At 54.6% G+C, this 18,793-nt stretch carries 10 protein-coding genes and 2 tRNA genes; 10 read left to right on the forward strand and 2 right to left on the reverse strand.

The genetic code is table 11. The annotated features are described in order from the left end of the window. Positions 1–5: 5 nt before the first annotated feature. The 3 genes from IEX04_RS15690 to IEX04_RS15700 are packed head-to-tail and all read left to right on the forward strand — an operon-like array spanning position 6 to position 6,945. On the forward strand, positions 6–395 hold the full coding sequence (locus IEX04_RS15690; protein ID WP_188687006.1) for an MGMT family protein: 390 nt from the start codon (positions 6–8) through the stop codon (positions 393–395). Next, positions 392–3,601, forward strand: coding sequence for an ATP-dependent helicase (locus IEX04_RS15695; RefSeq protein WP_188687009.1), 3,210 nt, complete (start codon positions 392–394; stop codon positions 3,599–3,601). The genes IEX04_RS15690 and IEX04_RS15695 overlap by 4 nt, the downstream gene beginning before the upstream one ends. Further along, positions 3,598–6,945 (forward strand): ATP-dependent helicase, encoded by a 3,348-nt coding sequence (locus IEX04_RS15700; RefSeq protein WP_188687011.1) that lies wholly within the window; start codon positions 3,598–3,600, stop codon positions 6,943–6,945. Before IEX04_RS15695 ends, IEX04_RS15700 begins: the two co-directional genes overlap by 4 nt. Here the strand turns inward: IEX04_RS15700 and IEX04_RS15705 are convergent. Continuing rightward, entirely contained in the window at positions 6,935–8,305 is a 1,371-nt protein-coding gene (locus IEX04_RS15705) for a phosphotransferase (protein ID WP_229677187.1), read from the reverse strand. The genes IEX04_RS15700 and IEX04_RS15705 overlap by 11 nt on opposite strands. 50 nt (positions 8,306–8,355) lie before the next feature. Here IEX04_RS15705 and nudC point away from each other — a divergent pair, with 50 nt between their 5' ends. From nudC to IEX04_RS15720, 3 genes are all read left to right on the forward strand, one after another. Next, the gene (gene nudC / locus IEX04_RS15710) at positions 8,356–9,285 is read left to right on the forward strand and encodes an NAD(+) diphosphatase (RefSeq protein WP_096256022.1); all 930 of its coding nucleotides are present in this window, start codon (positions 8,356–8,358) and stop codon (positions 9,283–9,285) included. Next, positions 9,282–11,405, forward strand: coding sequence for an ATP-dependent DNA helicase UvrD2 (locus IEX04_RS15715; protein ID WP_188687014.1), 2,124 nt, complete (start codon positions 9,282–9,284; stop codon positions 11,403–11,405). The genes nudC and IEX04_RS15715 overlap by 4 nt, the downstream gene beginning before the upstream one ends. A 111-nt stretch (positions 11,406–11,516) precedes the next feature. Further along, on the forward strand, positions 11,517–12,128 hold the full coding sequence (locus IEX04_RS15720) for a M48 metallopeptidase family protein (protein WP_188687016.1): 612 nt from the start codon (positions 11,517–11,519) through the stop codon (positions 12,126–12,128). A gap of 82 nt (positions 12,129–12,210) precedes the next feature. Here the strand turns inward: IEX04_RS15720 and IEX04_RS15725 are convergent, their stop codons facing one another. Beyond that, positions 12,211–13,629 (reverse strand): zinc-dependent metalloprotease, encoded by a 1,419-nt coding sequence (locus IEX04_RS15725; protein ID WP_096256027.1) that lies wholly within the window; start codon positions 13,627–13,629, stop codon positions 12,211–12,213. 176 nt (positions 13,630–13,805) lie between these two features. Between IEX04_RS15725 and IEX04_RS15730 the strand changes: the two genes are divergently transcribed. The 4 genes from IEX04_RS15730 to IEX04_RS15745 all read left to right on the forward strand — a co-directional run bounded on the left by IEX04_RS15730 (position 13,806) and on the right by IEX04_RS15745 (position 18,517). Continuing rightward, complete coding sequence (locus IEX04_RS15730; protein WP_194446468.1) at positions 13,806–14,921, forward strand: YlbL family protein; 1,116 nt, start codon at positions 13,806–13,808, stop codon at positions 14,919–14,921. Between the two features lie 115 nt (positions 14,922–15,036). Beyond that, positions 15,037–18,078 carry a UPF0182 family membrane protein gene (locus IEX04_RS15735; RefSeq protein WP_188687021.1) on the forward strand — a complete coding sequence of 1,014 codons (3,042 nt, stop codon included), beginning with the start codon at positions 15,037–15,039 and terminating at the stop codon, positions 18,076–18,078. A 59-nt stretch (positions 18,079–18,137) separates the two neighbouring features. After that, a tRNA-Met gene (locus IEX04_RS15740) sits at positions 18,138–18,211 on the forward strand. A 232-nt stretch (positions 18,212–18,443) separates the two neighbouring features. Continuing rightward, a tRNA-Met gene (locus IEX04_RS15745) sits at positions 18,444–18,517 on the forward strand. Positions 18,518–18,793 lie beyond the last annotated feature (276 nt).

The following is an 18,793-nucleotide window of genomic DNA, read 5'->3' on the forward strand; positions in this document are numbered from 1 at the left end:
GTGACATGAGCACCGTACCCACACCCGCAAGTCTCGAATATGCCGAAGCCGTTCACCGGCTCGCGGCATTAGTTCCGCCAGGCGCGGTCCTTAGCTATGGTGACGTTGCAGAACTCTTAGGTAGCGGTGGCCCAAGACAAGCAGGAAAGGCTATGACTTCTTCACCGTCAGCAACGCCTTGGTGGCGGATTATCCGAGCCGATGGCACACTGCCACCGGACCTTGCTGAGCAAGGCAATACCGCATGGAAAACCGAAGGTACCCCACGCAAGGGCCAACGCGTTGATATGAGCCAAGCACGGTGGCAACCAGATGATGCCCAGTGGGAACAAATTCAATCTTTGAAAGCGGCGTTGCAAGCAAGCTACTTGTCGCCAGCGGATGATCAACTATGAACATGGAAGAATCGTCCGACTCGGCACCATTAGATACCGCTTCATTGCTTGAGCAATTATCAGTGGTAGAAAAACCGACGCTAGTCACTGGAGCCCCTGGCACCGGAAAAACTACAGCCCTTATTGACCTGGCTGTTGGGCACCTTGGCGCTGGCTTAGATCCGCTACAGCTGTTGATCATTGCTCCAACTCGTCTTACGGCCGCCGGAATTCGAGACGAACTTAGTCGCCGAGCAGATCAAACCTTTACCGAACCGGTGGTTCGAACCTGGTCAGCGTACGCATTCGACCTGATCCGCCGGGCACGGCTAGAAGGTTTATTGCCTACCTTAGAACGCGCACCACGACTTTTATCGGGACCAGAACAAGACACACTTATCGGCAACCTGCTTGACGGGCACCGGCAAGGTCTTACCGAAAGCCCGGGATGGCCCGCAGATCTGGATCTGGCCGTAGAGACTCGAGGGTTTAGAAAAGAACTGCGTGAATTTTTTGACCGGGTCTCGGAACTTGGTCTTGAACCGGTGGATATCGCCGAACTAGGTGAACAAACTAAACGTAGCGAATGGGTTGCCGCGGCACGTTTTTACCAGGAATATCGAGACCTGCTCGATTTGGGCAGTGCCGAAGCCTTTGACCCTGCGGGACTGATGACACGCGCCGCACAAATTCTTGAGCAAAATCCAGATTTTCTGAACGACGAGCACGAAAAACTGCAACTAATTTTAGTGGACGATCTTCAAGAAGCGACGTTGTCCCAACACCGGCTCCTGCGCATGATTGGACGTGACCGCTCCATAGTTGCTTTTGCTGCTCCAGACAATGTTGTTCAAGGATTCCGTGGTGCCCGTGCAGACGAACTGAGTCGTTTCACGCAGTCCTACAGTGCAAATGGCGATATTCAGTTTTTCGAATTAACTAGCAGCTTCCGCATGGCCCCCGCCATCATGGAGGCTTGGCAGCGCGTGGTGCGCCGCATCCCTTTGGCAGCAGGCCAACGTGGCCGCGCCTTGCACGCACTTCCCGACATCGAAGATGGCGAAGTTCTGGCGCTGTGTTTCGAAAACTCCACTCTGGAAGAACGCTATATTGCCCAACGCATAGTGCAAATGGACCTCTATGAAGGGTTCCCGCTTTCAGATATTGCCATTGTGGTCCGTAACGGTTCGCAGGTGCGTTCGCTCAGTCGTTTCCTCGAAGGTCAGGGGATTGCGGTACAGGTCCCACCTGCAGAAATCCCGTTGAAGGATGAAGGAGCTGTCCGGCCGTTATTGGATCTGGTCCAGCTTGCCTTAGCAGACGGTGTCAGTGATGATCCGTTACTCATGCAAAACTTATTGCTCTCGCGTTATGGCATGAGCACCGCTTTGGAGATTCGTCGCCTGCGTCAGATGTTGCGCCAACGCGAAAGCTCACAAGGTGGGCGACGCTCCAGCCAAGAACTTCTCGAAGCCACCCTTCACGAACCAGAGTTGACCGAAACCTTGGGCCCTGTGGCCTTCGGACTTAACCGCTTGCTGACCATGTTTGCTGCGTTACGCACGGAACTAGCCACCGGACAAGCGACACCAGAAACCGCCTTATGGGCTTTGTGGGAAGCCTCGGGGCGCGCCAACGTTTGGCGTAAAGAAGCGTTGGGAACGGGGAATGTCGCGCGCAGGGCCGACCATGATCTGGACGCAGTGCTCTCGCTATTCCAAGCAGCAGAGCGGTTCGTGGACCAGCTGCCTGGTGCCAGCGTGGAGCTTTTCCTAGACCATATTTTGCATCAAGACCTGCCTATGGACTCGCTGGCGTCTAGAGCTACCGGTACCCAAACGGTGACGGTACTAACTACCGCTGCAGCGGCAGGGAAACAATGGCCGGTGGTGTTCATCCCAGGCTTGGAAGAAGGTAGCTGGCCGAATCTACGCCTCCGTGGGGAACTGCTGGGTTCCAATGCGCTGGCTGACGCGGTTGAGCATGGAATCTCCTTCTTAAGCACTCGAACCCCGACACAACTGATGCGTGGAATTCGTAGTGATGAAACCCGAAGTTTCAGCAACGCAGTTTCGCGCGCGTCAAAAATGCTGATCTGTACTGCGGTCGACAACGAAGACTCGCAACCATCCTCGTTCTTGGACCTTGTAGATCCACACGACGCGGTAGCCCGAGAACTCACCGAGGTCCCTCGTATCAGGGCATTATCAACCTTGGTGGCGGAACTACGTTTAATGGCCGAACGGGCCAAGGCTGCGCAACTCGGAGCCATTCCAGAACCGGTGAACGGCTCAGCTCAAGAGATCTATCACGACGCCACCTCGGTCCTTAACCGATTGGCACGAAATGACTATCCGGTGCGGGGTGCCCATCCACAGAGCTGGTGGGGGCTGAAACCATTGAGTACAAATGCTCCCGTGGTTCCTGAAGACCAGCCACTTCGAGTTTCGCCGTCCAAGGTGGAAACCCTGGTGAAGTCACCGCTGAACTGGTTTGTCCAAAGCGCCGGCGGGCAAGCAGCCCATGACTTTGCCGCCTCCTTAGGTACCCTGATCCACTCAATCGCCGAGGAACACCCCGAAGCCAGTGGCAACGAATACGCACAGATCTTGGAGCAGCGCTGGCCAGAGTTGGAAAAGCTTCCCAATTGGGAAGGACAACGAGATTTTGACCGAGCCGAAGAGATGCTCAAAAAACTGGCACAGTATTCCATCACCATGCGTACTTCTGGACGAACATTGGCTGCGATCGAGTTACCGTTCCAAGTCGATGTCCCAAACGAAGGGAAAAGCATTCAACTGCGCGGCGTTATTGACCGCATTGAGGCGGACGAAAACGGCAGGGTTACCGTGGTGGATCTGAAGACCGGTGGCACCGCACCCTCGGCGAAGCTCACCGAAACTAATCCGCAGCTTGCGGTCTATCAAACGGCAATCCAACTCGGCGCACTGCAGGAGCAAGATGAAACCGCGCAGCTATCCTCCGAACCGGCAGGCGCCTCACTGGTATATGTCGGCACCTCGACGAAGTCGGCTTCGCTTAGGGACCAGCCAGCCTTGGGCGAGGACACCTGGGCCCGTGAGCTGATTCTGCAGGCCGCGCAACTGATGGGCGAGAGCGAATTCATTACCCGCCACACGGTTGGTTCAGAGGGGCTCCGAGGCTCTTGTATGCTGCCCGAAATCTGCCCATTGTGCGAAGAAGGACGACAGGTCACCGAACCATGAGCAATATTAGATTCTCCCCACTAGAACTCTCCGAAGCTTTGGGGGAGCAGTTTCCACCCACCGCGCAACAAGCGGAGATCATTTCTGCGCCATTAGAACCAATGTTGGTGATTGCCGGCGCTGGGTCGGGTAAAACCAAAACTATGGCCGATAAAGTGGTCTGGCTTGTTGCCAATGGGTTGGTTCGTCCCGAAGAAATTCTTGGTGTGACCTTTACCCGTAAGGCTGCCGGAGAGCTCTCGGTGCGTATCCGTGCGAAGATTGCGCAGCTTGTCGCTACGGGGTTGTTGAGTGAGGAAGACACCCGTGACTTCCTTGACCCAGCCGTCTCTACTTATCATTCCTATGCAAATACCTTGGTCCAGGATTATGGACTACGGCTGGGCATTGAAGAAGACACGGTGCTACTTGGAGCTGCCCAATCCTGGCAAATAGCTCATCAGGTCTTGGAGAGCTACACCGGAAGTTACAAACACCTAGGTTCGGCGACCAGCACTTTGATCGATGCGATCGTATCTTTTAGTTCCGAGTCCTCAGAACATCTGGTCTCACCACCGCAGGCCCAACAATGGCTTGATAACCTCATCGAAGAACTCAACGTTCTCCCAATGGAGGCTGACAAGGAAAAGAACCGAACCGCGCCTGCTCAAAAGTTACTAGACAAGCTTGCGTCTCGGGCCACTATTGCTGAATTAGCTCAAGAATATGCGCTGTCGAAGCAAAAACTGGGTGTGATGGATTACGGTGATCTAGTCTCCCACGCGGCACATATTGCCCAGCAGGTTCCGGCGGCGGCGCTCGCCGAACGAACCAACCATAAGGTGGTTTTGCTCGACGAATTCCAAGATACTTCGCATGCCCAAATGGTGTTGTTCTCTGAACTGTATGGACACGGTCATCCAGTAACCGCAGTCGGAGACCCGAATCAGTCCATTTACGGTTTTCGCGGAGCCAGTGCCGGGCAGCTCTTCAGATTTCCAGAAGAGTTTCCTATCGTGCGTGAGTCTGGCAGGGAAGTTGCCCACGTCAAACACCTCACGGTCGCCTGGAGAAATACCGTCAACGTTTTGGAAGCGGCAAACCAGATCACCGCTGGTGGGCAGGAACCAGTTAGCGGACCGGTGTCGGTCAAACCTCTGGAACCCTCTGCTTTTGCGCAGCAGGGACGGGTAGTGCTCAACCGTTGCGCCACAGTGCGCGACGAAGCTGAGAAAATTGCAGATCTTATCGTGGCGCAGAACAAGCCAGGTACCGATACTGTGCTCAAGACCAGCGCGGTGCTCAGCCGTAACCGAGCGAATTTATCGGTGATGGGGGAGGTGCTTGGTGAAAGAGGAATCCCGTACCAGCTTGTAGGGCTGTCCGGATTACTGAGCACCCCCGAACTAACCGACTTGGTGTCTTGTTTGCAGGTGCTTGTTGATCCGTTACGTTCAGATAAATTGATGCGGCTACTGGCTGGAGCACGATGGAGGCTTGGAGCGGCAGATCTAGCGGCATTTGCCGACTGGTCACGTTCGCTGGCCCGTCGCCGGCAAAAGGGACTGAACCCAGAACTAGATTCTGCCGAAGCGCTGACCGAACAGCAAAGTGGGCAGGAAGCGGCCCGCGCCGAGTTAAACGATGCGGCCAGCCTTGTTGAAGCGCTCGATTACCTGCCACCGGCGAAATGGACCAGTTCTGATGGACGCAGTATCTCTGATATTGGTTTTGAACGTCTCGAAGCCTTGCGCGCAGAATTACGTCAGCTACGCCTGATCGCCAATGATGATCTGGAAGCGTTAATCCGTGAGGTCGAAAGAGCGATGAATTTGGACATTGAGGTGGCGTCACGACCATGGATTGCCACGGATAAATATCGCGTCAACCTCGATGCTTTTGCCGATGTGGTGCGCGAATATTGCCGCAATGCCCCACGGGTTGAGCTGGCCGGATTCTTAATGTGGCTTGAACAAGCCGCAGAGAAAGAGAAAGGCTTGCCACTACCTTCGGAAGACGCAGACCCGCAGGCAGTTCAGCTGCTCACGATTCACGCCTCAAAGGGACTGGAATGGGACACCGTCGCGGTGATGTCATTAAACGAGGGAGTGTTCCCGGGCGCCAAATCAGATCGCTGGACCAGCGGAGATAAAGCACTGCCGTGGCCCTTACGCGGGGACAGCGGCGATTTGCCACAGTGGGATACCGACCAGCCGGCGCTCAAGGAATTGATCGAAGCCGAGTCCATTTTTAAAGATCGTGTGGATGACCACCATATTGCCGAGGAACGCAGGCTGGCTTATGTTGCCGTGACCAGGGCGAAGTCGCTACTGATCTGTTCTAGCAGCGTCTGGTCGGGCTCGCGGACCAAACCCTGTGAGCCTTCGGTTTTTATGAATGCACTACTTCCGTTGGTGAATCAAGAAAACCCACACGCCGAGATCGGGACGTGGGTGGAAAATGAGCAAGCCCCGGAAGAGAACCCGGTACGTTCCCAACCATTAGAAGCCGTCTGGCCTTATGACCCGTTGGAAGGTCCGGTGATTACCGGTGCCGTGCAAAAAACACCACATCCATACTCGCGCAGAGAAGTCCTACACATTTTGGCCGATGACGTAATTGCGGACAAAGACAACCCTCAAATGCTCACCAGCTTTGGTGAACATTGGAACGACGAAGCGAACCGACTGTTGGCACAACGCGAGTTCCTCAACAATCGTGAACGTGTCATTGAAGCGCCCGAACATGTGCGAGCCTCGCTCTTTGTGGAGCTTGCCGAGGACCCGGTAGAAGTACTGGAAAATCTTCGCCGTCCCATCCCTCGCCGCCCCGGTTTAGCCGCACGGCGAGGTACCGCGTTCCATGCGTGGATTGAAGAGTTTTACGAACAAACCCAAATGCTGGACTTGGGGGAGATCGTGGAACCAGCGGATCGTTATATTGACGATGTGCTGGATCTTGAATCAATGAAGGAAGCGTTCCTCGCTAGCGAATGGGCTGATCGACAGCCGGCATATGTGGAGGTGCCACTTGAAACACGTGTGGGGCCGGTTGCGGTACGTGGCCGTATCGACGCGGTATTTCATCTCGAAGATGGCACCTGGTTGATGCTCGACTGGAAAACCGGCCGAGTGCCAAGCGGAAAAGACTTGAAGAGCAAATTGGTTCAGTTAGCTGTGTACCGCTTGGGCTGGTCACGACTACATGGGATTCCGTTGGAACAGATCCAAGCAGCGTTCTACTATGTCAGCGCAGGCATCACAATTCACGCAGAATCTTTGGCTTCCGAGGAAGAACTTGAATCAATGATTGCCAACGCCTTTGAAACCCTGACAGACCAGGAAATAAAAGGATCTACGAGCTAGTTTTTTCCTTTGGCTCGGTGTCCTTCGCTGGCACCGAGTCCTCGGATTTAACGGCTGCTACAGGTTCCGGCGTTGCATCAGCAGACTCGTCGCTGGTTTGTGGAACCTGCTCTTGGCTGACTGACTTTTGCGGTGCCTGTTCAGCCGAAGCTTCAGCATCCTCGGGTGATGGCAGAGGCTCTGGATCATCATCGACTGCCAGCTGGGTGACCTTCGAAGTGTTGATTGCGGGAGCGCTGGCCTTCTGCGGCTCGCTTGGAACTTCCGGTGCAAGTACCGGGGCGGGGGCGGCCAATGGGCGTGGGGCTTCGACCACCGACAGCGGCTGTCCGCCGTATTCGGCAATATTGGTATCTAGTTCCTGCAGCATTTCTTCGGCATCGGCGATACGTTCTGCGTCTTTGCTGTCCAAGGATTTCACCAGCCATTGGGCCAGCGCGAATTCTGCGGCCAAGGCGGCACGGCGCATAATATGCGGGTCAGCGGATTTACCGCGTGCCTCAACATAGGCGGCAAATACGCGTTCGCTGAAGCCATGGTCATCGATGGCTGAAAGCCAGGCAAAGTCGTCGGCAGGATCTCCCACATGCAGATCGGTCCAGCCCTTGACCGCGGTAATGCTCGAATGTGAAACCTGAAGTTGTTCTTCGTCAAAGTCACCATGAACTACGGTGGCGTTAAAACGCCAAAGAGAGACATCCTCCATGGCATGTTCCCAGCGACGAAGTAAACCGCTCGGCACCCGACCGGTAGCGGCCGCGGTATCTAATTCGTTGAGTTTTCGCTGGCGCACCTCATCGGCGGTGTAGGTTGGCAAACCAGCAACCTCAACGGATTCGTCGGGAATCTGATGAATCGCTGCCATGCACTGGCCTAAAGCCACTGCAAGTTTGCTTCCTTCCTCGACCAATTCTTCGAGGGTAGGAACCCTTCCGGGCAGATCTTTGTATACGAAGGTACGCAATGGCCCTTGGCGTACGGTGCCAGCCACCGAAGGAAGCGAGAACGGCAAAGCCGCCCGGACCTTCGCTGAGAATGCGCGTAAGGCTGAGAGCTCGGCTTCCAAGCGCATACTTGCTTCATCATGGCGCGGTGAGCGTACACGCCAGCGGTGTTTTTGAGCGTCCACGATGAGTGCTGAATCGAAGTCTTCTGCATCATCGGACAACGCGGCGAACCCGACCGGGGTTAATCCCGGTACGGCGGCGGTGGCAATTGCGGCGAGTTCCATGGCAGAGCGTTTCACACCCTCCACCGTATGCGAGATTGGCAGTATCTTTCGTGAATGACGCACGGTAGATTGCTTGTTTCGGCGCTCAATCGGGCAGATGCGATTGAGATCATTGTCAATTGTTTCCACAGGGGCTCCAAACCAAGCTGTTGCTCAGCGAATTGCACTAGGTTAGGAGTATGTCGTTGGCAGAAAAATATCGTTTACCACTTACCTCTCTGAGCTTTGCGCGATCGGTGTATGAGCGTCCGGTTACCGAACACGATCAACCGGAGCTCTTGCCACAAGTTATGGCCAACCCGCTGAGCCGGGTCATGCTGATATCTGCGCGTGGAGCCGCTCTTCGAGGTGAATCGTTGATGTTTACGCCTGGTCCGGAATATCAAAGTTCGGGCACCGAGCAGTTCGTTTATCTGGGACGCGATCAGCAACACCCCTACGTGTTGGCCATTGTTGATGAATCGGTGCTGGAGAATGTCGCCGATGCCTCATGGATTACTCTTCGCGAGGCTTTTAGCACCCTCAGCGAAGCACAGGCCGAATTATTTGTTGAAGCCCAAGCGATCACAAATTGGCGGCGCAATGAAGTATTCTGCCCACGCTGTGGTTCCGAGCTTCGCGCGTCAACCTCAGGTTGGGTGCAACGCTGCGTTGCCAATAACCATGAGCTCTTCCCGCGGACCGACCCTGCCATTATCGCGGCCATTATCGATTCCGAAGACCGGCTGTTACTCGGTGCTAACAGCACTTTTAAATCCAAAATGTATTCAGTTCTTGCCGGTTTTGTTGAGGCAGGGGAATCATTGGAATCTGCGGTACGCCGGGAAATCTTTGAAGAGTCCGGGGTGCACGTCGGCGACGTGGCCTATCTCGGTTCCCAACCTTGGCCCTTGCCACGCTCTTTGATGCTTGGCTTTACCGGTGAAGCGCTGAGCACGAAGCTCATTCCTGATGGTACCGAAATCCTTGACTTGCGTTGGTTTACTAGAGAAGAGCTCGGTGCCGAACTACGCGCCGGAAGCCTTCAAATTCCCCGCGGAGTGTCGATTTCGCATGCATTAATCCGTAATTGGTACGGAGAACCCCTTCCGGAGGCCCCAAACAAGTGAGCGAGCAAGAAAACTTTCAGGCCCCAGATCTTCTTTCTGGTCTTGATGTGGAACAGCGTCTCGCAGCAGAAACTCTTCGTGGCCCGTTATGTATCCTTGCCGGAGCCGGCACGGGTAAGACCCGAGCGATTACGCACAGGATCGCGCACGGAGTGCACACTGGTGTTTACAACCCCACCAGCGTCTTGGCGTTGACCTTTACTACGCGGGCCGCCTCAGAAATGCGAACGCGGCTTCGTCTACTGGGCGCTCCGGGAGTTCAAACTAGAACTTTCCATGCCGCCGCGCTACGACAGTTGCAGTACTTCTGGCCGCAGTCAATCGGTGGAACCTTGCCAAACTTGGTGGAGCATAAAGCACCACTAATTGCCGAGTCTGCTCGCCGGCTGAGGATATCAAGTGACCGCGCGATGGTGCGTGATCTTGCCTCAGAAATTGAGTGGGCTAAGGTCTCGATGCATTCTCCGGAGAGTTACGCCAAAGTCGCTTCCAGCCGGGATCTGCCCAATGGGCTCGAAGCAGTCAGCATGGCCCGGATTTTCCAAACTTATGAGGAGCTCAAAGACGACCGTAGCGTTATCGACTTTGAAGATGTCTTGCTACTGACTAGTGCAATTCTGGAAGACAACGAAAAAGTTGCGGCAAATGTACGGTCACAGTATCGGCACTTCGTCGTGGACGAGTATCAGGACGTTTCGCCGCTGCAACAGCGGCTCCTTGATCTGTGGCTCGGTGGGCGAGACGAATTATGCGTGGTTGGTGATGCATCCCAGACCATTTATTCGTTTACCGGGGCGAAACCGGATTATTTGCTGAACTTCGGTGCAAAATACCCGGAGGCGACGGTCGTCAAACTCGTGCGTGACTACAGATCCACGCCAGAAGTAGTTAACCTAGCCAATAAGGTACTTTCCACTCGTCGGATTGAAACGTCAATGCCGGATCCAACGGTGACCTGGCCCGAACCACTTGAACTTATCGCGCAGCGTGACCATGGGCCAAGCCCAGAATTTTTTGAGGCCGCAGATGACGAACAAGAAGCCGCCGAAGTGGCCCAGCGGATCAAAGCACTGCTCAAAAATGGTCAAGACGTTTCTGAAATCGCGGTCCTTTATCGTACTAACGGACAGTCACAGGCTTTTGAGCAGGCGCTAACAGCTCGAGGAATTTCCTACGTGATGCGAGGTGCCGAACGTTTCTTCTCGAGAAGAGAAGTCAAAGAAGGCATGCTAGCGCTACGTGCCGCGCTGAACGTCGCCGGGGACCAGCCTGTTTCACAGTTGGTGCGCGATGTCCTCGCTTCCCACGGTTATGCGCCAGAGGCGCCAACGGGCAGTACCGGTGCCGTGCGTCAACGCTGGGAATCACTCTCAGCATTGGTGCGCCTAGCAGATGATTTAGTCGCCAGCAGGGGAGCGCAAGGCGATCAAGTTACCTTGCGCGATGTGGTGAAGGAACTTGAAGATCGCGCTGCCACGCAGCACGCGCCCACCCTGGATGGTGTCACCTTAGCGTCATTCCACGCAGCCAAGGGGCTGGAATGGGACGTAGTGTTCTTGGCGGGACTCAGCGACGGACTCGTTCCAATTACCTATGCCAAGGACCAAGCTGGATATGACGAAGAACGACGGCTACTTTATGTCGGAATCACCAGAGCGAGAATCCATCTATACCTTTCATGGTCTTTGGCTCGCACTCCCGGCGGAAGAGCACACCGTTACCCGTCCAGATTCTTAGATGGAATCAAATCAGTACGTCAAGCAAGCAGCCGACAGCAAGCTCCGGTACGTCGCAAGCCACAGAAACTGACACCGTTGGTGTGCGCCGGCTGTGGTTCCTTCTTGACCACGGCTAAAGAGCGAAAGCTCAAACGCTGTTCTTCCTGCCCGGCCGCATACGACGAAGCGCTTTTTGAATCGTTGCGCAGTTGGAGGGCCGCAGTGGCACAGAGCAATTCAGTACCTGCATTCGTCATATTCACCGATGCAACGCTGATGGCTATTGCCGAACATCGACCCTCTACGCTTCCGCAATTGGCTAAGATTTCAGGAGTGGGGCGTAGCAAGATCGAACGCTATGGAGAGGCCATGTTGGCTGTCTTGGCCGAGTACGCGGGTTAGTTATCTACAGTTGGCGAGGCGTGAATGCTGCGCCGTTAGTGCGCTATCTAAGCTAATTGGATAACCAAGTAACCGCCGTGTACGTGCGAAGGATAGAAGTGGAGGCACCCGATGCCGAATTTCCCACAGACCGTAGAATTTATTGCGGCTGATGACATTCCTGTCCGTATCGTACGGTCAAATAAGCGCAAGAAAACCATCTCCTCGCAGTGGCGGGATAATCGGCTAGTAGTGCAGGTGCCAGCGGCACTAAACGAGAGTACCGAGCGAGTGTTTGTCGATGAGATGCTCAAAAAGTATCGGCAGCGTAAAAACCGCGAGTCGGCGTTATCCACCGAAGACTCCTTGATGGATCGAGCCAAAGCGCTGGATACAAAGTACCTGGGCGGAATCGCTAATCCTTTATCGGTACGGTGGGTCAATAACCAGAACAAACGTTGGGGTTCGGCTACGCCATACCATCGTAGTATTCGGTTATCGGCGAAGCTGAAATACGTGCCGATTTGGGTTCAAGATTATGTGTTGGTCCACGAGCTTGTGCATTTGGCAACCCCCGGTCAGGGACATGGGAAAGAATTTCAGCAGCTGTTGGATCGCTTTGAGAGGCGTGTGGAGGCCGATCAATTCTTAGCAGGGTTTAGCGCTGGATTCAACGCATATGCCAAAGAAAATGGTCAGACCGAGCTTGAAGCCGGTGGCTTCGACGACCTGGAAGACAATTGATCTGCGCGTAATGCAGCCTTAAAGCACAAAAGTAGCTAAACAGCTAAAGCTGCCTAGCTACTTTTGCCTAGCGGACTAGATTTTAGTTCTTCGGGTCTTCGTTTTCTTCATCCGGTTTGTCACCTTCCGGGGCGACATCGTCAAAACCGCCGTCTAGAAGCTTGCCTAACGCGGCATCAAACTCGTCATACTCTGAGGCAGCTGATTCTCGACGTTTAGTGAATCCGGCTGGATCACTAAGGTCTTCAGCTGTAGGCATGAGGTCTGGGTGGTCCCAGATCGCGTCTCGGCCTTCGGTGCCACGTTCTTCATGGAGGTGTTCCCACAGCGCTGCAGCTTCCCGGAGCTTACGTGGGCGCAGTTCCAACCCGACCAATGAGGCAAAAGCCGACTCGGCTGGGCCGCCCGAAGCGCGGCGACGACGCATGGTCTCGCGGAGGTGAGCGGCGAACGGCAAGTTCGCTGCTGCGAGGGAAACCACGTGGTCAACCCAGCCTTCGATGAGCGCAAGGGTCAGTTCAAGATTTTCTAGAGCCTTTTCCTGCTCGCCGGTGCGCTGTGGGGTGAAAAGCCCCTCACCGAGAAGTTCCTGCAGGTTCTCTGGATTGGACGGATCAATTCCGCGTACGGCCTCTTCAACCCGGGACATATCGATATGAATGCCACGGGAGTAGGACTCAACTGCGCCAATCAGCTTCGAGGAGAGCCAAGGAACCCGGTTGAACAGGCGTGTGTGCGCATTTTCTCGAAGAATGACGTAGAGCAGCACTTCTTGTTCGGGGATTTCCAGCCCTTCACCAAAGTTTGCGACGTTGGTCGACACCAAGCCTGGCGTCGTGCCAGCCAGCGGAAGTCCAATGTCGGTACCGCCGAGAACATCTTTGGCCAGGCCGCCTAACGCGGTTCCTAGCTGCATGCCGAACATGCTCGATCCGAGATTGTGGAACATGGCATCGGAGTTGCCGAGCATGCCCTTCATCTCTTCAGGAATCTGGTCCTTCATAGCGCTGGTGATCGCTCGGGTCACCGATTCGGCTACTGGCTCGGTCACCTTTTTCCAGACGCTTAAGGTTTTGTCGTACCAGCGTTTGCGGGTCCATACTTCCGTGGCTTCGCCATTGGATTCAAAAACAGTGGCGTTGTTCAGCCACAGGTCTGCCAGGTAGGAAGCATCAACGATTGCACCTTGCCGAGATTCGGAGGGTTTCGGATCTTCACCCGCGTAAGCCTGCAGAGCAGTGTCTGATGCTAGCTTCCAATTGACTGGACCGTCGGAGGAATTATTTTGCATCATTGCGGACATCATCGCTTGCGCTTGCTGCATCATTTGCTGCATAGCGGCAGGATCTTGGGAGCCCATGGCTTCCCGTAGCTGAGGCGGAAGGTCATTTGGATCGAAACCGTTACCGAAGAGCTGAGAGAACATTGCGGACATCGGATCCTGCGGATTGTTTTCTTCGTCGTCACCGTCAGGTCGGTTATTCGGAGGGTTCTGTGCCATGTACTTAAAGTACCCTCTGAGGCTGAGAGTTCACATCAATGAGCACCAGAGTTCGCTTTCGGCACATCGAATACTCCTTATAGCTGATGACGATCGGGGCGGGCCTTCAGTAGGCTAGGAGGGTAGCGTTTGTGAAAACGCTCCTGAAATAATTTTAAGCGGTAGGAGCAAGGCCAGTGCACGAACAGGAACCATCATCCACAAAGGATGCCGCCCCGACTCTCGGCGCGTCAGTTCCTAGTTCCAAGCCCGTGAAAACCACGATTGCCGGAACCCTGGCTCTCCTTCTAGTCGGTTTGATTCTCTTTTTGCCCACTAACTTTGTGGTGCGCACGCCCGGGCCGGTACTGAACACACTGGGCGAGTACAACGACAAAGAACTCATCACTATCAGCGGAGAAAAGAGTTATCAGTCCGACAGCATCTTGGACATGACAACCATTTACGTCCAAGGTGGTGGGCAGAACCGAGTCTCGACGCCTGTCATTCTCGAAGCGCTTTTTAATCCCAACAAAGATATTGTTCCGGAAGAGACGATGATTCCACGTGGGGTGACCAGCGAGGAACGTGGCCAGGCCAATGACTCGATGATGGTTTCGTCCCAGGAACTATCGATTGCTGCGGCAATGAACGAGCTCGGTCACGAATATAAAACCTGGCTGGAAGTTGCCGATTTTTCCACGGATACAAACAAAGACTCGTTGAAGCCGGGGGACCGGTTGCTCGCCTTCGAGGGGAAACCCGTCACGAGTCTAGAGGAACTTAAAACACAGTTAGACGATCGTGGCGATCAAACCAGCACGATGACGGTCCAACGTTCCTCCGGGAAGGGCTCGACTGAGAAAGTTGATGTGAAGGTTTCCACCGCTCCAGGTGCTGAAGGAACCCGACAGCTTGGAGTTTTTCTGAGTACTTCGTTTGACTTCCCGATTGACGTTAAATTCGGAGTTGAGGAAGTTGGTGGCCCGAGCGCCGGAACGATGTTTGCGCTGGCCATCATCGACCGGCTGACCGAAGGATCCTTGGCAGGTGACCATCACATCGCCGGAACCGGAGAGATTACCGCGGATGGGGAAGTCGGAGCAATCGGCGGAATCGCTCAGAAGATGGTCGCCGCTAAGGCAGACGGTGCCACGGTCTTCCTGGCTCCGGCAGATAACTGTTCCGATGTCGCCGGGCGAGTGCCCAAAGGACTAAACGTCGTCAAGATTGCAACGTTGCATGAAGCACGACAGGCACTAGAGCAGATTGCTCAAGGTACGGACCCGGCCACGCTGGAGTCCTGTTCATAGATTCGCGAGACACCGTTCATACAACTTGGTGTCTGCAGCTTAGTAAGTACAGTGATAGTCATACGAGTTCTGGCGTTAGTAAAGGCGTGCGGGACATCTAGGTAAGGAATAAATAGTGTCATACGGATCGGATAGTCCGTTCGGGGGCCCACCGCGGCCCCAAGGGCCGCGACAACCTTCCAAACCAGCAAATAAGAAAGCGTCACCTCTGACGCTCACGGTATTTGCTGTGGTCATATTGGTGGCTGTGTTTGTTTTCCTCTCAAACTTCTATGCAGACATCCTCTGGTTCAACCAGCTAGGGTTCTCGGATGTTTATTGGACCGAGCGAATAGCTAAACTCATCATCTTCGTCATCGCGCTAGTCGTGATGGCTGTTCCGATGTGGCTTTCCATGCGAAGTGCTTATAAGCACCGCCCGGTCTACGCGCCGGAAGGCAACCGCCAGGACTCCATGTCGCGCTATCAAGCGCAGCTGGAACCAATTCGTCGGTTCCTAATGATCGGTATCCCAGCGGTGGTCGGAATCTTCTCCGCTATCGCGGTAGCCGGACAATGGCAGACTATCTTGTTGTTCATCAATCGGGTGCCTTTCGGTACCAACGATCCACAGTTCAATATGGATCTTGGATTCTTCGTTTTCACCTTGCCGTTTATTGGGCTAATCGTCGGATTCTTGATTTCCGTGGTTCTGCTTGGCGGTGTGGCAGGACTGCTTACCCATTACCTCTATGGTGGTATTCGCGTTGAAGAACGCGGCGGCATCACGGTGGGCAAGGCCGCTCGCGTGCATACCGCGATAGTTGTCGCAGTCTTCTTGCTATTGCAGGCAGTGAACTTCTGGATTTCCCAGTACGAAACTTTGAATAACCAGTCCGGACGAGTTGCCGGTGCGTTGTACAAGGACGTGCACGCGGTCATTCCTGCACGGATGATCCTAGCTATCGTTGCGATTCTGATCGCTATTACCTTTATCATTGCTGCGATCAACGGACGCTGGCGCCTGCCGCTGATTGGCACCGCGATGCTCGTGGTGACCATGATCGTTGCCGGCGGCGTTTACCCCTACCTGGTGCAGCAATTCCAGGTCGTTCCATCGCAGCGTGCTTTGGAAAGCGAGTATATCGATCGAAACATTGAGATGACTCGTCAAGCGTTCGGGCTGAGCGACATTGAGGTCACTCCCTATGACGCGAAGGTGAGCACCGAGAAGAACGCGCTGGCCAAGGAAACTGAAACCACCGCCAATATTCGTCTGCTGGATCCCAACTTGGTATCCGCTGCTTTCGCACAGTTGCAGCAGTTCCGTGGTTACTACACGTTCCCCGAGAACCTCAACGTTGACCGTTACGAGATTGATGGAAAAATCGAGGATACGGTGATCGCTGCCCGTGAAGTGAGCGTCAACCCTAATGACACCTGGGTCAACCAGCACGTAACCTATACCCACGGTTATGGACTGGTTGCCGCTTACGGTAACCGCGTTGCTGCTGGCGGACGCCCTGACTTCATGCTCGGTGGCATCCCGTCCACCGGTGACTTGATCACTGAAGCTGATTACGAGCCTCGTATTTACTTCGGTGAAACTTCACCAGACTATTCGGTGGTTGGCGGTCCAGAAGGTTGGACGGACCAGGAGCTGGACCGCCCAAGCGCTGGCGGCGAGGGTGAAGATACCCGTTACACCTTCGAGGGTGATGGTGGTCCAAACGTTGGTAACCTGTTCAACCGCGTCGTTTACGCGTTGAAGTTTGCCTCGACTGACCTGTTGCTATCGAATGCGGTCAACGAGGAATCGCAGATTCTTTATGACCGTAATCCACGCGATCGCGTGAGCAAGGTTGCCCCGTATCTAACCCTTGATTCCAATGCCTACCCGGCAATTATTGATGGTCGAGTCAAATGGATCATTGATGGCTACACCACCTCGAACGATTTCCCGTATGCGCAGCAACAGCAGATTGAATCGGCTGTTTCTGACTCGCTGACCAATGCGTCAGACTTTGACCGTCTGTCAGGTCGCGTGAACTACATGCGCAACTCGGTCAAGGCTACGGTGGATGCATACGACGGCAAGGTTGATCTTTACGCCTGGGATTCCGAGGATCCGATCCTGAAGGCATGGCAGAAGGTCTTCCCTACTGCAGTGCAGCCACTGGACAAGATCTCTGGTGAATTGATGGAACACGTCCGTTACCCAGAAGATATGTTCAAGGTTCAGCGCGAGGTTCTCACGACCTATCACGTTGACGATGCCGGTGCATTCTACGAATCAAACGATGCGTGGGCAGTGCCAGATGATCCGACCTCATCGACCAAGGGAGTGAAGCAGCCTCCATACTTCCTCTCCTTGAAGATGCCAACCCAGGATGCTGCGTCGTTCTCATTGACTTCAACATTCATCCCGCAGGCAGCCGCTAACGGCCAACAGCGTAACGTGCTGTTCGGCTTCCTCTCGGCAGATGCAGATGCGGGTAGTGACGCGGGTGTGAAGAGCGATCAGTACGGCAAGCTGCGCTTGCTCGAACTTCCACGCGATACTGCTGTACCTGGTCCAGGCCAAGCCCAGCAGAACTTCGATACCAACCCTAGGGTGACCACGGAGCTGAACCTGTTGCGACAGGGTGCTTCCGAAGTGAAGAACGGTAACTTGCTGTCGCTGCCTGTCGGTGGCGGTATCCTCTACGTCCAGCCTGTGTATGTGCAGTCATCAGGCCAGACAAGTTACCCGACCTTGCGTAAGGTATTGGTCGCCTTCGGTGATCAGGTCGGCTTCGCCGATACTCTGGCCGAAGCTCTTGACGAAGTCTTTGGCGGCGACTCCGGTGCCGTAACAGGTGAAACCGGGGACGGGACTAAGCCGAAGGATGAGCCAGGTGAGAGCGATGCTCCTACTCAGTCTGAGACGCAGAAGCTAACTTCAGCATTGGACGCGGCAAATGAAGCGATCAAGAAATCTGATGACGCTTTGAAGGCTGGCGACTTTGCTGCCTACGGTAAGGCACAGACTGAGCTGCAGAATGCCTTGTCTCGGGCACTGGAAGCCGATGCAACTATCAACGGTGAAGCCGCTCCGGAGGGCGAAGTACAGACAAACTCCGAAGCACCCGCCGCACCGACTGAGTCGACGCAGCCAACCGATGGGAACAACGGATAGCCGTCCGCTTGCGTCCGATTTGCATTCTGCCCCGCGATGATGAAGAATAGTCTAGTCATCGCGGGGTGGAGCAGTTCGGTAGCTCGCCGGGCTCATAACCCGGAGGTCAGAGGTTCAAATCCTCTCCCCGCCACTTATGGGACAAGTCGAGAATAATTCGGCGGTGACCAAAATGAAATCCTCTCAGTCTTTTGACTGGGAGGATTTCGTTTTGTCGTACGTGGAATCTGAAATTCTGGCTCTTCGGGGCTATACCCGAAGTTGCTCGCAAACGACTGCAGGCGCAATCGAAACGACCTGTGACTAAGGACATGTCAGCTCGATTAGCCATGAAGTTTACTAGTTGGTAATGTTGTATTTACCGACGCGGGGTGGAGCAGTTCGGTAGCTCGCCGGGCTCATAACCCGGAGGTCAGAGGTTCAAATCCTCTCCCCGCCACAGAGAAAAAGTGGAGATCCAATTGGATCTCCACTTTTGGTTTAAGTCGTGGTCCAGCGGCATCAAGCGTGTCACCGACGTGGGGTTAAGTCCCAAAATGTGTGTATGGAACTCGAGTCATAAAGATGTCATCTGTTCCCAGACCATCCTTTTTGGACTCCGTTACCGTCTTCCCAACTGAAATGCTGGCCATACAGCTCCGGCCCGAGATCCTCCTCTACCACCGCTTTGGGAACCGGTTTCCTGGACCAATGTTTCGGCTCGACGAAGCTCCAC

It is taken from the genome of Glutamicibacter ardleyensis (assembly GCF_014644555.1).
In the GTDB taxonomy this organism is placed as follows: Bacteria; Actinomycetota; Actinomycetes; order Actinomycetales; family Micrococcaceae; genus Glutamicibacter; species Glutamicibacter bergerei.

What these genes read in the sequence shown, in the direction of transcription:
- IEX04_RS15690 (WP_188687006.1), top strand. Translation starts at nt 6, where the DNA reads ATGAGCACCGTACCCACACCCGCAAGTCTCGAATATGCCGAAGCCGTT.
- IEX04_RS15725 (WP_096256027.1), bottom strand. Translation starts at nt 13,629, where the DNA reads ATGGCACAGAACCCTCCGAATAACCGACCTGACGGTGACGACGAAGAA.
- nudC (WP_096256022.1), top strand. Translation starts at nt 8,356, where the DNA reads ATGTCGTTGGCAGAAAAATATCGTTTACCACTTACCTCTCTGAGCTTT.
- IEX04_RS15720 (WP_188687016.1), top strand. Translation starts at nt 11,517, where the DNA reads ATGCCGAATTTCCCACAGACCGTAGAATTTATTGCGGCTGATGACATT.
- IEX04_RS15695 (WP_188687009.1), top strand. Translation starts at nt 392, where the DNA reads ATGAACATGGAAGAATCGTCCGACTCGGCACCATTAGATACCGCTTCA.
- IEX04_RS15700 (WP_188687011.1), top strand. Translation starts at nt 3,598, where the DNA reads ATGAGCAATATTAGATTCTCCCCACTAGAACTCTCCGAAGCTTTGGGG.